Below are 15,110 nucleotides of genomic sequence, written 5' to 3'. Positions count from 1 at the left end.
TCTGGTCTCCGAATATCCGGGTTGAAGTGTTCCCTCTTCATGCACCCAGCAGGATAAGTGCATCGAGTATATCGAGGCCTTTCCCGGCACCGCGCACCACCACTGGATTAAGATCGACTTCAAGGATTCTCGGCTGCGACATCATCAACGCTCCAAGCTCACTGACCATCTCGCATAGCGCATCAAGATCGACTGGCGCACTGCCGCGAAACCCCGTTAGCAGCTTGGCAGATTTCAGCGTCAGCAATTCATCATGAATTTCAGCGGGCGAAAGATCCGGAGGCAGGAGCCGAAAATCCTTCAGCACTTCGGCCTGAACACCACCGAAGCCGACAAGGGTCACCGGGCCCCAGGCAGCATCGCGCCTTGCCCCGACAATCATTTCGCCCCCCTTGGCGCTCATCTTTTCGACGAGCACGCCATCGAGCGTCAGGCCGGGTGAGTAATTGCCGACATCGGCGTACATCTTGTTGAAGGCCCGGCGCAGGTCCGCTTCAGACTCAAGGCCCAACGCCACACCGCCCGCATCGCTCTTGTGTGACAGTTGAGCGGACTGGGCCTTGAGCACGACGGGATAGCCGATGGCATCGGCAGCCGCAGCAGCCGCGTCTTCGCTCTCAGCGAATTTGCCGTCCGGGAAGGCCAGACCAGCCTCACGCAGGATGGTCTTGCTGAGATATTCCGGCACAACACCCGCACCACTGGGCAGAGTTACGTCAATTTTTCGGGAGGATGGCCGCACAGGCGCCTTGCCCCCTGGGGCCCGGCTTAGCGTTGCGATGGCGCGAATGGCACGCTCGGCGGTCGGGTAGCAGGCTACGCCGAGGGTGCGAAGCTTGCTTATTAACTCGGGCGGCACCTCGGCCCCCTCATCAAGACCGGCATAGATGACTGGCTTTTCCGGCTTCAGCGTCTCGATCGCAGCGATGATGGAGGGCAGCTTCTTTTCTGCTGTGGCAGGGTCGGTCTGGATGATGCCAAGCAGGATCGACCCGACCCGGTCATCACCGACGAGCGCAGCGATGGCGCGCTGATACAGTTCCAGATCGACGAGGGCCTGCGCGGTCAGGTCGACAGGGTTCGAAACAGGCACGAAATCGGGCAGCGCCGCGCGCATGGCAGGCGAATCCGCGTCATGCATCTCCGGCAGGTCGAGGCCGACCTCCTCCGCAAGGTCCAGCGACAGCGCCTTGAAAGCCCCTGACTCTGTGAGGATGGCTGCGCCGCTTTCCCCGGAGAACCGGTTAGATCGCATGGCAAGCTCGGTGAGGTCACCCAGATGCTCCAGTGTCTCGGCCATGAGGACACCATGATGCTCGACCAGGCTGCGCATCAGCGCATAGTCGCCCGCCATCGCACCTGTATGGGTCGCCGCGGACTGCCGCGCCGCCTCGCTCTTGCCCGGGTGCAAAAGGATGATCGGTTTGCCCTTCTCGCGGGCCTTGTCAGCCAGGTCGAGAAAGCGAGCCGGATCACGAAACTGTTCGACGATCATGGAGATCACGCGCGTACGCGGATCGTCGATGAGATACTCGACATAGTCCTGGACACCGGTGGCCGCTTCATTGCCCGTCGAAACAGAAAGCGTTACGCCGAGATCCTTGCTGGCGAGGGTGACCTGCAGGACAGCCGCCATCGCGCCGCTTTGCGAGACGATGGCGACACCGTCTCCGTCGCCGAGATTGGCGGCCGGTGTTTCGACGAAGGTCAGGGCAACACCGTCCTTGTTGTTTACAAAGCCAAGGCAGTTCGGCCCTTCGACCGCCATGCCGCCTTCGCGGGCAATCCGGCCAATCGTTTCCTGCTCGGCCATGCCCTCTTCGCCGCCTTCGGCAAACCCGGCCGAGAAGATCACGGCCCCGCCGGTCTTTTTCTTCGCCAGCTCGCGGAGCGCGCCAATAACACCGGCGCGCGGAATAGCCAGAACGGCAGCGTCAATGCCGTCCGGAAGCTGGTCGATGGAATGGACGCAGGGCCGCCCCGATATGATGTCACGCTGCGGATTGACGAGATGGATCTCGCCCTTGAAGCCGCCGCGTTCCAGGTTGCCAAGCACCGAAGCGCCAAGAGCGCCAGGCGTTGGCGAGGCGCCGACAATGACAACCGAGCGCGGATTGAGAAGGCGTTCGAGATCGATCGTCGCTGCTTCAGCGCCAAGGCTATCCAACGGCGCAGGCATCAGGCCTTGGCCTTCTTCGTCGTTTTCTGCTTCGACTTATCATAGGCGCCGAGGCCCGGCTTGTAGGATTTCTCGTCGATAAACTGCTTGATGCCTTCCTTGCGGCCATCATTGTCGAAGGAGTTGGCAGCTTCCTGAGCGCGCACAAGGTAATCCTCGGCATTGTCATAGGTCATCTCACCGACACGGCGGATCGCATCCTTCGTCGCCTTCAACGCGACCGGGTTCTTCTCAAGCAGCACGCTCGCCACTTCCGTGACACGTGCTTTCAGCTTGTCCGCCGGCAGGCTCTCATTCACCAGACCCCATTGAGCGGCCGTCTTGCCGTCGACATTCTCACCCATCATGGCGTGGTACATCGCATTGCGGAAATTCAGCAGTTCAACTGCGATCTTCGTGGCACCGCCGCCTGGCAGGATGCCCCAATTAATCTCCGACAGGCCGAACTGCGCCTCATCGGCGCAGAAAGCGAGATCGCAAGAGAAAAGCGGACCGTACCCGCCACCGAAACACCAGCCATTGACCATGGCAATGGTTGGCTTCTGATACCAGCGCAAGCGCCGCCACCAGCCATAGGACTCACGTTGCGAGCGGCGCACGGCACCCAGGCCTTCGGCTTCGGTCTCCCGGAAATACTCCTTGAGGTCCATGCCGGCGGTCCAGGCCGTTCCTTCGCCCGTCAGGACCAGGACGCCCACGTCATCGCGAAATTCGAGTTCATCGAGCACACGCATCATCTGGCGGTTGAGCTTCGGGCTCATGCAGTTGCGTTTTTCAGGGCGGTTAAATTTCACCCATGCAATTCGGTTTTCGATTTCATAGGCGACGGTGTCGGCCTCGGCGCGGTCTTTGGTCATACTGGTACCCTTGTAAGTTGGTGCCGGGATGGCTCCCGGATTCTTTGAAAAGCGCTGATCGGTCGATCAGATCGGATAGTGGCCGGGCTGGGTTTCCATGGTGATCCAGCGCAACTCGGTAAAGGCATCGATGCCGGCTCTGCCGCCGAACCGGCCATAGCCGGACGCGCCGACACCGCCGAATGGCATTTGCGGCTCATCGTGAACGGTCGGTCCGTTGACGTGGCAGATTCCGGACTTGATTTGCCGCGCAACCGAAAGGCCGCGGGCCGCATCTTGTGTGAAGACCGACGCCGAAAGGCCGTACTCGCTGTCATTGGCAAGCCGGATCGCCTCGGCTTCGTCTTTCGCACGGATCATGGCGACAACCGGCCCGAAGCTTTCAACGCGATAGAGATTCATGTCGGCGGTCACCTTGTCGACGACCGTGGCAGCCATGATCACGGAGTCCGCGACACCGCCCGAGAGTATGTCGGCGCCTTTGTTCTCCGCATCTTCGATGAGGCTGTTCACGTGAGCCACCGCTTTCCGGTCCACGACAGCGCCGAGCGGTGTATTCCCCTCGCGCGGATCGCCGGCAGGCATGGACTTCGCCTTGGCCGCGAATTTTTCAGCGAATGCCTCGGCCACCGCCTCGACAACGATGATCCGCTCCGTCGACATGCAGATCTGGCCCTGATTCATGAACGCACCGAAGGCAGCGGCCTTGACCGCTTCATCGAGGTCTGCGTCTTCAAGAATGATCATCGGAGCCTTGCCGCCAAGCTCGAGCAGGCAAGGCTTGAGGTGTTCGGCAGCGCGCTTGGCGATGATCCGCCCAACAGCCGTCGAGCCGGTGAAATTGATCCGCTTCACGGCCGGATGATCGATGAGAGCGCCAACCACGTCTGCGGCATCTTCGGGCGCATTGGTCACGACATTGACAACCCCTTCCGGGAATCCTGCTTCCGCGAAGGCTTCAATGATTAGCGCATGAGTGCGGGGACAGACTTCAGACGCCTTCAGGATCACCGAATTCCCACAGGCCAGCGGCACCGCAATCGCACGCACACCGAGAATGATGGGAGCGTTCCACGGGGCGATACCCAGAATGACCCCAACCGGCTCGCGCAGCGCCATGGACAGGCAGCCAGGCTTGTCGGACGGAATCACCTCACCATTGATCTGGGTGGTGATGGACGCGGCTTCGCGAACCATGCCCGCCGCCAGCATCAGGTTGAACATTGCCCATCCGGCGGTCGCGCCAACCTCATTCATCATGGCTGCGACGAAGTCATCTTTGCGCGCCTCAAGCGCGTCAGCAGCTTTCATCAGGACCGCCCGGCGCGCATTTGGGCCCATTGCCGCCCAGTCCGCATGACCGCGGGCCGCTGTCTCGGCGATTGCCGATGCCTGATCAACTGTCATGGCCTCAGCTCTGCTGGCGACGTCCCCCGTAATCGCGTTAACGCGTTCGAATTGCATGGAAACACTCCCTGTCATGCCAATAGGCTTATCAGTTTATTGTTATGACCTATAGCATTACAGACCGCTATATCCAATAGCCTTGTTGAGTTCTGAAGGTCGCACCTTCCACCGGCATACGGTTGGTCATCAATGAGGAGACACCGGGACCTGTGCTCAGGCGCGGACGGGAGAAAGATCGACCAGTGACCGAAAGCCCGCCTCGATCGGCTCCGGCAGGGATTTCGCTCCCTCTTCATTCCGGAAAATGAGTCCGATACTGCGTTCGAGCGTGAAGCCTTCCAGGGGCCGTAGCGCAACACCAGGCGCGTCGTAACTGGCCGGCATGACGGTAATCCCCAGCCCGGATGCCACCATGGCCAGCACACGCTCATCATTGGACGAGCGGAATGAGAAGAACGGACGCACACCCTGCTCGGTAAAGAAACGGCTGGTTTCGGAAAGGGCCTCACAATGGCGCCTGACCATCATGATACTGCCCGCGAGGTCCTCCACCGTCACGGCAATTTGCGACGCGCAAGGGTGATCGGCCATCATCGCGACATGGTAGGGTTCGGTGTAAAGCCGCTCCTCGACGTTCCTCTCGCCGCCGCGCCCGACAATGGTTAGCGCCGTATCCACCCTTCGGCGGGCGAGCGCATTGGTCAGCTCCTTCTCAGAGCCCTCCACGATCTCGACACGCATTTCAGGGTGCGCCGAGAGAACCTCGCCAAAGGCCTGACCAACGAGGCCCGCCGGAATGGTCGACAGGATACCAAGCCGGAAGACTTCAGGTGTCCCCTCCGAGCGAACAGAAACAGCGGCCTGGTTGAACTCGCTTTCGATGCGGCGGGCATGCGGCAGGAAACGGGCCCCGGCGCTGGTCAGGCTGATCCGGCGGGTTGATCTTTCAAACAGGGTTTCACCGAGCAGGGACTCAAGCTTGGCAATCCCGACAGACAGCGTCGGCTGGGCGACATTGGTCTCACGCGCGGCGCGGGAGAACGTGCCCTGGTCAACAACAGCGAGGAAATAGCGAACGAGGTACCGGTCTATCATCTTTAAGCCCGCAGACTTTTCGCGCCTTACAGGTGGCGGTTGATTTATTTATGCTATCTATAACAACGTTCATATTCTTTCAATTTCATCTATTCAACGGTGTCTGGTAAAAGGAGCGCAGACACGCAAGGGAGCCGGACAAGATGAGTGGACTTGAGTTTTCTCTGGGCGAAACAGCCGACATGATCCGCGAGACGACGGCGCGGTTCGCCCGTGACCGCCTCGCCCCCATCGCTGCGGAAATCGACGAGACCGATGAGTGCCCGCGCTGGGTCTGGACGGAGATGGGCGAACTCGGCCTGCACGGTATCACGGTCGGTGAAGAGGATGGCGGGCTCGGCCTTGGCTACCTCCACCATGTGGTCGCGATGGAGGAAATCTCCCGCGCCTCGGCCTCGATCGGCCTATCGTATGGCGCACACTCAAATCTCTGCGTCAACCAGATCCGCCGCTGGGGAACGCCTGACCAGAAGGCGCGCTACCTGCCCAAGCTGATCTCCGGCGAACACGTCGGCGCGCTGGCCATGTCTGAAGCCGGTTCCGGGTCTGACGTGATGAGCATGTCGCTGCGCGCGAGGAAAGTCGACGGCGGATACGAGCTGAATGGTACCAAGTTCTGGATCACCAACGGCCCGATTGCGGACACGCTGGTCATCTATGCCAAGACCGACCCAGAGGCGGGCTCGAAAAGCGTGACGACCTTCCTGGTTGAAAAGGGCTTCAAGGGTTTCTCCTGCTCGCGCAAACTCGACAAGATGGGCATGCGAGGCTCCTACACCGGTGAGCTGGTCTTCCAGGACTGCTTCGTCCCGGACGAGAATGTCATGGGCGTGGAAGGCCAGGGGGCAGCGATCCTGATGAGCGGCCTCGACTATGAGCGCACGGTCCTCTCCGGCGGGCCGCTCGGCATCATGCAGGCCTGCCTCGACACGGTCCTGCCCTATGTCCGCGAGCGCAAGCAGTTCGGCCGCCCGATCGGCGACTTCCAGCTGATGCAGGCCAAGCTCGCCGACATGTATGTCGCGCTGAATTCGTCGCGGGCGTATGTCTACGCCGTTGCCCGTGCATGTGATGACGACCGCACGACCCGGTTCGACGCGGCGGGAGCGATCCTGATGTCGAGCGAAAACGCCGTAAAGATATCGATGGAAGCTGTCCAGGCGCTCGGCGGCGCGGGCTATACCAAGGAATGGCCGGTCGAACGCTTCGTGCGTGATGCCAAGCTCTATGATATCGGCGCAGGGACGAATGAAATCCGGCGTTTCCTGATCGGACGGGAGTTGATGAAGGGATGAGCGGGCCAGTCCTGACAAGCCATGTGAACGCTGGCGATCCGGCCTTCGAGGCCAATCTTGAGCACAACCGGAAGCTCTGCGGCTCGCTGCGCGAGCATATCCAGACCGCCGCGCTCGGCGGTGGCGAAAAGTCGCGCGAACGCCACCTCTCACGCGGCAAGCTGCTTCCTCGCGACCGCGTGCGTCACCTGCTTGATCCGGGCTCACCCTTCCTGGAAATCGCCCAGCTCGCCGCGAATGGCATGTATGGCGAGGATATCCCCGGCGCCGGCATGATTGCGGGCATCGGACAGGTTTCGGGCCGGCAGGTCATGATCGTCGCCAATGACGCGACCGTTAAAGGCGGCACCTACTACCCAATGACGGTGAAGAAGCACCTTCGCGCTCAGGAAATCGCGCTGGAGAACCACCTGCCTTGCATCTACCTGGTCGATTCCGGCGGCGCCAACCTGCCCCACCAGGATGAAGTCTTCCCGGACAGGGAACATTTCGGCCGCATCTTCTACAATCAGGCTAACCTGTCGGCGAAGGGTATCCCGCAGATTGCCTGCGTCATGGGCAGCTGTACCGCGGGCGGAGCCTATGTGCCGGCCATGTCGGACGAGACGATCATCGTTCGCGAGCAGGGAACGATCTTCCTCGCCGGCCCGCCGCTTGTCAAAGCTGCAACCGGGGAAGTCATCTCCGCCGAAGACCTTGGCGGCGGGGACGTGCACAGCCGCCAGTCCGGCGTCACCGACCACCTCGCCGAAAATGATGAGCATGCCCTCACCATCGTCCGTGACATCGTCTCCACGCTGCAGCCAAGCCGCAGCCGCGAGCTGAACTACCAGGACGTCAAAGCCCCTCTATACCCGTCCGAAGACATTTACGGCATCCTGCCGCCGGACCTGCGCACGCCTTTCGACGTCAAGGAGATCATTGCGAGGCTGGTTGATGGATCGGAGTTCCATGAGTTCAAGGCGCTCTATGGCACCACGCTGGTCTGCGGCTTCGCGCATATCTGGGGCATGCCTGTCGCAATCCTCGCCAATAATGGCGTGCTCTATTCCGAGAGCGCCCAGAAAGGCGCACACTTCATCGAGCTGGCCTGCCAGCGGCGCATCCCGCTGCTCTTCCTGCAGAACATTTCGGGCTTCATGGTCGGCGGAAAGTATGAGGCCGAAGGTATCGCCAAGCATGGCGCGAAACTGGTGACAGCGGTCGCCACTGCGCAGGTGCCGAAGATCACCGTGCTGATCGGCGGCAGCTTCGGCGCTGGCAATTACGGCATGTGCGGACGCGCCTACCAGCCGCGCTTCCTGTTCACCTGGCCGAACAGCCGCATCTCCGTCATGGGCGGCGAACAGGCTGCGAGCGTCCTGGCCACCGTCCACCGCGACGCCGACAAGTGGTCGAACGAAGAATCCGAAGCCTTCAAGGCCCCGATCCGCGAAAAATATGAGCGCGAGGGTAATCCCTGGTATGCCACCGCCCGACTCTGGGACGATGGCATCATCGATCCGGCCCAGACCCGCGACGTGCTCGGCCTTGCCTTTGCCGCTACGCTGAATGCCCCGATCCCCGAACGTGCCCAGTTCGGCATCTTCCGGATGTGATGTCATGGATCGCGAGAGAAAACGCCAACTAAAACAAGCGGTTCGAAATCAGGAACGACAACGGTTCCTGGATTCGGCTCCACTTGCGCCTCATCAATTAGACGATCTTCTCAACGAACTTGACGCCCGGATGTCGGAAAGAGCCTGCGATCAGTCTTTGGAACAAACGAAGCGTGTTCTGACTGATCTCGGAATTTCATCTGAAGCAGTGACTCCCTGGCTGAGAGAGAATGGTGGCTACTGTGACTGCGAAGTTCTGGCCAATATCGACGACCCGCTTGAAGACGCAAAGAAGCTGATCGAATGATTAAGTCCCTCCTCATTGCCAATCGCGGCGAGATTGCCTGCCGCGTCATCCGCACCGCGCGGCGCCTCGGTGTGCGCACCGTCGCTGTCTATTCCGATGCCGATGCGAGCGCGCTTCATGTGCGCCTTGCTGACGAGGCCGTGCATATCGGCCCGGCGCAGGCCGCCGAGAGCTATCTCGTTGGCAAGAAGATCATCGAGGCCGCCAAGGCCTCCGGCGCCGAAGCGATCCACCCCGGTTATGGCTTCCTGTCAGAGAATGCCGGCTTCGCCGATGCCGTAAAGAAAGCCGGCCTCATCTGGGTCGGCCCGAACGCGGACAGCATTCGCGCGATGGGCCTGAAGGACGCCGCCAAATCCCTCATGCAGGAAGCCGGCGTTCCGACCACGCCCGGCTATCTGGGTGAGGATCAGTCGCCAAAGCGCCTCAAGGAAGAGGCGGACAAGATCGGCTACCCTGTCCTCATCAAGGCGGTCGCCGGCGGTGGCGGCAAGGGCATGCGCAAAGTCGAGACGGCGAAGGATTTTGCCGACGCGCTCGCCTCCTGCCAACGCGAAGCGAAAGCCTCCTTCGGCGACAACCGGGTGTTGCTGGAAAAGTGGATCACCGATCCGCGCCATATCGAGGTTCAGATCTTCGGCGACAGCCATGGCAATACTGTCCACCTCTTCGAGCGCGACTGCACGCTGCAGCGCCGCCACCAGAAAGTGATCGAGGAGGCCCCCGCTCCCGGCATGGATGAGGAGACACGCGAGGCCGTTTGCGCCGCTGCTGTTCGCGCGGCCGAGGCTGTCGACTATGTCGGTGCCGGCACAGTGGAGTTTATCGCTGACGGCTCAGAAGGCCTGCGCGCCGACAGGATCTGGTTCATGGAAATGAACACCCGCCTGCAGGTGGAGCACCCTGTTACCGAGATGATCACCGGGCAGGACCTCGTTGAATGGCAGCTGAGAGTCGCCTCGGGCGAGCCGCTCCCAAAAGAGCAAGACGAGCTGTCGATCAATGGCTGGGCGATGGAAGCCCGGCTCTATGCTGAAAACCCCGCTACCGGCTTCCTGCCCTCCACCGGCAAACTGGATGTGCTGGCCCTTCCAGATACGATCCGGCTCGAAACCGGCGTTTCGACGGGCGACAGCGTCACGCCCTTCTACGACCCGATGATTGCGAAGCTTGTCGCCTTTGGGGCCAATCGCGATGCGGCTCGTATTTCGCTTGCTCAAGCGTGCGACGGCGTTGCGACCTGGCCCGTGCATAACAATGCGGGCTTCCTGTCGCGGCTCCTGCGCCATGAAAACTTTGCTGATTTCAACGTCACAACCGGCTTCATAGATGCCAATCTCGACGCGCTGGTCACGCCGCCAGAGGCGTGCAAAGCCACGCTGTCCTATGCCGCACTCGAATTGGTTGAGTTGGCCAAGCCGGCCAGTATTTCCCCCTGGACAGAGCTGACAGGTTTCCGGGCTGGCAGTGCGCCCGATCTGGATACGCAACTGCTTCTCGACGGCGAGATCGTTTCCACCAGCCTCACGAAGCAGAAAGTATCCGACGGCACCTATGTCTACCCGCTCGGCAACGGCGCAATTCTCGTCCAGCAGGGCTGGCCATTCCACGTTCAGCCGAGGCGGCACGACGTGCTGGGCGACGCCGCCCTCGCCACCGGTGCGATTACATCTCCAATGCCGGGCCGGGTCGTTTCGGTCAGCGTTTCGGAAGGTGAAAAGGTCGAAAAAGGTCAGACGCTCGTCACGCTGGAAGCCATGAAGATGGAGCACACGCTGACCGCACCCTTTGACGGCACCGTTGAAGGGCTCAACGCGGAAGCTGACAAATCTGTCGCGGAAGGCGTCCTGCTGATGCAGATCGTTGCGGACGAGGCAGAGGACTGAACGATTGAGCGTACGTATCAGCGCTGGCTTGACCGCTAGCGCCGGACCTTACTCACCTTGGGCGCGCCTTTCGACGCGCACGCCCTCCACCAGAGTATCGCTGGGATAAAGGATCACCTCGGTCCCTTCGCCCGGACCATTGGCCAATGCTGCTAGCTGGCCGTTGTTGCGGGCCACGTCGACCGGCACGATCCGGGCGCGCCCCTCCTCCACGATAAAGACAGACCACTCACCGGCTTGCCGGAACAGCGCTGCTGACGGAACGGTCAGCGCATCATCATCTTCCCAGGTGACAATACGAACCTCGACGCGATAGCCATGCCCGAGGGCGCTTCGGTCGGACAGAGGATCGGAGAACCGGATGATGGTGTTGACCCGCTGCTCTTCGACACCGAGCGCCGAGAACTTGGTGAACCCCCATGGCTCGACGCGGTCGACGACACCGCTGAGCGGCTCACCACCGCCCCAATTGTCGATGATGACCTCGTCACCCGGCTCGACCTGGACGGCATCGGACGACAGAAGCTCGGCAAGTACTTCGAGATCATTCGAGACATCACCGATTTCGAGGATGGGCTGGCCGGCAGCGAGCGTGGTCTCGCTTTCCTGCATGACCCTGAGCACCCGCCCGCTGATCGGCGCCGTGATCGGGATGGTCACACCGTCGCGAGAAGAAGACGCGTCGTCACCTGCACCGGCACCTTTCTCAGACTGGAATTCAATCAGTTGGGCACGCGCATTGGCCAGTTCCGCCTCACGCATCGCAATGACAGCCCTTGCCGTGTCGACGGCAGCATCGGCGGCGCGTTTCACACGGCGGGCCTGATCGAGACGCGCCTGCGATTCCGCGCCGCTTTCACTGAGATTAGATACTCGCGCAAATTCGGTTTCGGCAAGATCCTGATCGGCGATGGCGCTGCTCAGGCTGGAACGTGCAACTCGCAGGGCCGCTTCGGCGGCGCTAACACCGGCACGGGCCTGTTCTCGCGTGCGAACATCCAGAGCTGGTGGTGCGGCGGCCAGCATCCGCGCAATCACGCTATCGCCACCTGCAACGGCATCACCGGGCTCAACATCGACACGCAGCAACTGCCCGCCGACAGGCGCGGACACGACATAGGCATCGCGAACGCGGGTACGCGCTTCCTCATCGATCGTCACCTGCATCGGCATGCGCTCGACGACGCCAAGGTCGACCGCCACCGGGCGCGGCCAGAAGGCCCAAGCGAACAGGACCAGCAGCAACAGCACAATGCTGGCAAGAATGATCGGGCGGGATCGCAAATTCCGGGCAGCCATTTCCTACTCTCTCGACTTCAACGCGGAAACAAGTTCAAGCCGGTCAACATCGCGCTTCACCAGCCAGCCAGCGATCAGCGCCGCAATCAGCACTGCAAGGGCTCCGCTCCCGACATTGCTGAACCCTACTTGTGCCGGGATCGTGTAAAGATCGGTTGAAAATCCCGCGGCAATCGCACCAGCAAGCCCCGTGCCGATAAACGCACCCATGGGCAAAGCGGCCAGCGTAATCAGCCCCAGCTCACCAAGCAGGACATAGGACGCTTCGGATTTTGTGAATCCAAGGACCCGCAAGCTGGCCAGGTCATGCGCACGCTCGGCAAAGGCGATACGGGCGGAATTGTAGACAATGCCGAAGGTGATGATGGCCGCGATGATCGCCATGTAATAGCGCGTCGCGCCGGCGCCCTCATCCATCATGCGCTGCAAGGCGTCGCGTGCTTCATCCTTCAAGGAGACGCCTGCGACGGCCGGCATGTTCTTGAGCGCTTCATACACATCCTGCTGCTTTGCCGGGTCGATCCTCAGCCAGGCACCGGACACGCGCCCCGGCTCTTCGAGGCTTTCATTCAGGGCGGACAGCTCAAAATAGGCAGGCGCACCCAGCAGGCTCTGCGAGACCGCCACGACAGGAAGGGTGAGAACCGGCCGGCGCCCTTCGCGCACATCGACCGTGACAAGCTCACCCGGCCCGATATCAAGTTTTGCCGCCAGCGGTTTCGACAGGACGATCCCATCCTTGCGGGCATAGACCTGATGGGTCTCGTCGCGCATCGCCCGGTTGAGCTCGGCGTCCTCAGTCAAGCCGTCGAGTGCGCCACGATGTGATTTGACGCCGTTGCGCAGGACGACAGGTACGCTTCGAAACGGTTCGACCTCGATAATTCCATCAAGGCGCTTCAGCTCGTAGATGGTCTTTTCGCCCAGCGGCTCCACGAAGGATACATTTGCATCGCTGCGGTCGATGACGTTGAAGTTCAGCTCGACGGCCTTGTCGAACCCGCCCAGTACACCGAGCATCGCAACCGACAGGCCCATGCCCACGGCTATGCCGATGGAGGCCGCAAAGGACCGCATGGGCTGGCGCGCAATCCGCCGGACGATCATCCGGCTTGGCTGGTCGAGGAAACGGCGCAACGCCGCGACGAGTCGGGCGGAACTTGAGAAGTCCGCCGGGGCTGGCGGACGCATCGCGGCTGCCGGGGCGAGCGCAAATATCCGCCGAAGCACAATGAAGCCGCCGGCCGAAGCCGAGGCAACGCTAACGACGATCGCCGTGATGAAAGCCGATGGATCGACCCGGAAGATCAGGAAAGGAAACTTGTAATACTGCTGGTAAAGCCCAGACAGCGCATGTCCAGACATCACCCCGAGGCCGCAGCCAAGCAGCACGCCGCCCACAGAGATCACCAGGATGAATTTCAGATAGTGCGCGCCGATCTCAGCGCTCGTATAGCCGAACGCCTTGAGCAAGCCGATCTGGGTACGCTCGGACTCGATCATCCGGGAGATGACGATGTAAAGCAGGAAGGCCGCCACCCCCATGAAAACGGGGGGCACGGAGCGCGAAGAGGCGCGCAGGCCGCTGATTTCCTCATGGATGAACCGGTTCGAGATCTGGTCTTCCAGACCGTAGGCCCCGGTAACGCCATAAGGGTCGAGGAGCCGGTCCAGTGCATCAATGACCGCCGGCTCGCTTGCGCCCCTGTCCAGCGAGACGAGCGCTTCGTTGAACGCGCCATCAAGGTCAAAGGCGGCGGCGAGCGCTTCCTCATTCATCCATAGAACGGCGAAGCGGGAGTCATCCGGCGCGAGTTCACCAGGCGCAGTCGAATACAGGAACTCGGGGGCCTGCGCGAGACCGGCGATACGAAAGGTGTGTCGCGCACCATTCATTGTCGCCGTCAGGCTGTCGCCGGGCTCCAGTCCGTGTGCATCAGCAAATCCCTGCAGCAGGAGGATCTCGTCCAGCCGCCGAGGGTCGAGCCGGCGGCCTTCTGCGAGATAGACTGCATTGAGGCGGGGCTCACGAAATTCCGGCAGGGACACGGCCCTTGCCCGCACCTGCACGGTCTGGCCCTCGACATCGACCAGGGCCCCGCCAACCACCCTGCCCTCTACAGCCGAGACGCCGGGAATGGCGGCAATGCGGTCGAGCAGATGATCGGGTGCCCGCTTCACCGGGGCGAACACCTCTGCCAGCCGGTAGCGGTCATAATAGGCATCGCGCGTCTGGGCGAGCGAATTGACCAGGCCATCCATCATAACAAGCAGCAGCACCCCGACGGCAATCACAAGCGCGATCGCGAAGGATTGCAGTTTCATCCGCCAAAGGTCGCGGAGCAGCTTGCGGTCGAGCGGGCTCACCACTCGATCTCCTCGGCCGACAAGCGCGTCTCGTTCTCGATGACTTCCCGGACAGCGCCGTCAGCCATGTGGATGACCCGGTGCGCCATCGCTGCCGTGGCCGCGGCATGGGTTACGATCATGACCGTGGTCCCGAGATTGGCATTCACATCCTGGATCACCCTCAGAACCTGGCGGCCTGTTGTTGAATCCAGCGCGCCGGTGGGCTCGTCGCAGAAAAGGACGGTGGGGCGCTTGGCGATCGCCCGCGCAATCGCGACACGCTGCTGTTCGCCGCCTGACATCTCGGCGGGGAAATGGTCCTGGCGGTGAGACAGGCCAACCAGATCAAGCGCCTCATCGGCGGGCATGGGATTGTCGGAAATCTCGGTGACGAGGTCGACATTCTCGTGAGCTGTGAGGCTCGGCATCAGATTATAGAACTGGAAGACGAAGCCGACATGGTGTCGCCGGTAGCGCGTCAGCTGCGCATCCGACATCGCCGTCAGATCCTTGTCGAAGAAGTGGGCCTGGCCATCAGTCGCGCGGTCGAGCCCGCCAAGGATGTTGAGCAAGGTGGACTTGCCCGAACCGGACGCCCCGAGCAAGACGACCAGATCACCCTTTGGAATTTGCAGATCGACGCCGCGCAACGCGTGCACGGCTGCCGGACCCTCGCCATAGACGCGGGTCAGCTGCTTCACGTCGAACGTCGTACCGCTCGTCTTGGGATCGTCGCTTGTTTTCATTCCTCCGTCCCGGCCGGAATTCAATCGACATGAGGCTGCAAGAAACATGCAGCCGCAAGCGTCAACAAAGCACGCCTTCATGACAACACCAC

11 protein-coding genes are annotated in these 15,110 nt (G+C 61.5%); 4 read left to right on the top strand and 7 right to left on the bottom strand.

Annotated features, from left to right (window positions below):
* Positions 1 to 37: 37 nt before the first annotated feature.
* From D1227_RS16970 to D1227_RS16955, 4 genes are all read right to left on the bottom strand, one after another.
* Positions 38 to 2,179, bottom strand: a complete 2,142-nt coding sequence (locus D1227_RS16970; RefSeq protein WP_119405537.1) for an acetate--CoA ligase family protein — start codon at positions 2,177 to 2,179, stop codon at positions 38 to 40.
* Positions 2,179 to 3,036 (bottom strand): p-hydroxycinnamoyl CoA hydratase/lyase, encoded by an 858-nt coding sequence (locus D1227_RS16965; protein WP_119405536.1) that lies wholly within the window; start codon positions 3,034 to 3,036, stop codon positions 2,179 to 2,181. Before D1227_RS16965 ends, D1227_RS16970 begins: the two co-directional genes overlap by 1 nt.
* A 66-nt stretch (positions 3,037 to 3,102) precedes the next feature.
* A complete protein-coding gene (locus tag D1227_RS16960) occupies positions 3,103 to 4,500 on the bottom strand; it encodes an aldehyde dehydrogenase (protein WP_119405535.1) in 1,398 nt (465 codons plus the stop codon).
* A 156-nt stretch (positions 4,501 to 4,656) separates the two neighbouring features.
* Positions 4,657 to 5,538, bottom strand: a complete 882-nt coding sequence (locus D1227_RS16955) for a LysR family transcriptional regulator (protein ID WP_119405534.1) — start codon at positions 5,536 to 5,538, stop codon at positions 4,657 to 4,659.
* A 143-nt stretch (positions 5,539 to 5,681) separates the two neighbouring features.
* On the opposite strand from D1227_RS16955, the gene D1227_RS16950 reads away from it, so the two are divergent.
* The 4 genes from D1227_RS16950 to D1227_RS16935 are packed head-to-tail and all read left to right on the top strand — an operon-like array spanning position 5,682 to position 10,624.
* Positions 5,682 to 6,833: an acyl-CoA dehydrogenase family protein gene (locus D1227_RS16950; RefSeq protein WP_119405533.1), complete on the top strand. Its 1,152-nt coding sequence runs from the start codon at positions 5,682 to 5,684 to the stop codon at positions 6,831 to 6,833.
* On the top strand, positions 6,830 to 8,431 hold the full coding sequence (locus D1227_RS16945; RefSeq protein WP_119405532.1) for a carboxyl transferase domain-containing protein: 1,602 nt from the start codon (positions 6,830 to 6,832) through the stop codon (positions 8,429 to 8,431). Before D1227_RS16950 ends, D1227_RS16945 begins: the two co-directional genes overlap by 4 nt.
* Positions 8,432 to 8,435: 4 nt before the next feature.
* Positions 8,436 to 8,738, top strand: a complete 303-nt coding sequence (locus tag D1227_RS16940; RefSeq protein WP_158586707.1) for a DUF2695 domain-containing protein — start codon at positions 8,436 to 8,438, stop codon at positions 8,736 to 8,738.
* A complete protein-coding gene (locus tag D1227_RS16935) occupies positions 8,735 to 10,624 on the top strand; it encodes an acetyl-CoA carboxylase biotin carboxylase subunit (RefSeq protein ID WP_119405530.1) in 1,890 nt (629 codons plus the stop codon). Before D1227_RS16940 ends, D1227_RS16935 begins: the two co-directional genes overlap by 4 nt.
* Before the next feature lie 48 nt (positions 10,625 to 10,672).
* On the opposite strand, the gene D1227_RS16930 is transcribed toward D1227_RS16935, so the two are convergent.
* From D1227_RS16930 to D1227_RS16920, 3 genes are read right to left on the bottom strand one after another with little or no spacing between them, the layout of a single operon-like run.
* Positions 10,673 to 11,923 (bottom strand): efflux RND transporter periplasmic adaptor subunit, encoded by a 1,251-nt coding sequence (locus D1227_RS16930; protein WP_119405529.1) that lies wholly within the window; start codon positions 11,921 to 11,923, stop codon positions 10,673 to 10,675.
* Positions 11,924 to 11,926: 3 nt separating this feature from the next.
* Positions 11,927 to 14,290 (bottom strand): ABC transporter permease, encoded by a 2,364-nt coding sequence (locus tag D1227_RS16925; RefSeq protein WP_233349681.1) that lies wholly within the window; start codon positions 14,288 to 14,290, stop codon positions 11,927 to 11,929.
* Positions 14,287 to 15,018, bottom strand: a complete 732-nt coding sequence (locus D1227_RS16920) for an ABC transporter ATP-binding protein (protein WP_119375108.1) — start codon at positions 15,016 to 15,018, stop codon at positions 14,287 to 14,289. The genes D1227_RS16925 and D1227_RS16920 overlap by 4 nt, the downstream gene beginning before the upstream one ends.
* Positions 15,019 to 15,110: the final 92 nt, after the last annotated feature.

Origin of the sequence: Henriciella mobilis (genome assembly GCF_003576315.1) — a bacterium.
In the GTDB taxonomy this organism is placed as follows: domain Bacteria; phylum Pseudomonadota; class Alphaproteobacteria; order Caulobacterales; family Hyphomonadaceae; genus Henriciella; species Henriciella mobilis.
Note: the sequence above shows the minus strand (reverse complement) of the source record. Positions and strands in the feature narration are given on the sequence as shown.

Bases quoted from the DNA above. Each gene is read 5' to 3' on its own strand.
- D1227_RS16970 (WP_119405537.1), bottom strand. From the start codon at position 2,179: ATGCCTGCGCCGTTGGATAGCCTTGGCGCTGAAGCAGCGACGATCGAT.
- D1227_RS16965 (WP_119405536.1), bottom strand. From the start codon at position 3,036: ATGACCAAAGACCGCGCCGAGGCCGACACCGTCGCCTATGAAATCGAA.
- D1227_RS16960 (WP_119405535.1), bottom strand. From the start codon at position 4,500: ATGCAATTCGAACGCGTTAACGCGATTACGGGGGACGTCGCCAGCAGA.
- D1227_RS16955 (WP_119405534.1), bottom strand. From the start codon at position 5,538: ATGATAGACCGGTACCTCGTTCGCTATTTCCTCGCTGTTGTTGACCAG.
- D1227_RS16950 (WP_119405533.1), top strand. From the start codon at position 5,682: ATGAGTGGACTTGAGTTTTCTCTGGGCGAAACAGCCGACATGATCCGC.
- D1227_RS16945 (WP_119405532.1), top strand. From the start codon at position 6,830: ATGAGCGGGCCAGTCCTGACAAGCCATGTGAACGCTGGCGATCCGGCC.
- D1227_RS16940 (WP_158586707.1), top strand. From the start codon at position 8,436: ATGGATCGCGAGAGAAAACGCCAACTAAAACAAGCGGTTCGAAATCAG.
- D1227_RS16935 (WP_119405530.1), top strand. From the start codon at position 8,735: ATGATTAAGTCCCTCCTCATTGCCAATCGCGGCGAGATTGCCTGCCGC.
- D1227_RS16930 (WP_119405529.1), bottom strand. From the start codon at position 11,923: ATGGCTGCCCGGAATTTGCGATCCCGCCCGATCATTCTTGCCAGCATT.
- D1227_RS16920 (WP_119375108.1), bottom strand. From the start codon at position 15,018: ATGAAAACAAGCGACGATCCCAAGACGAGCGGTACGACGTTCGACGTG.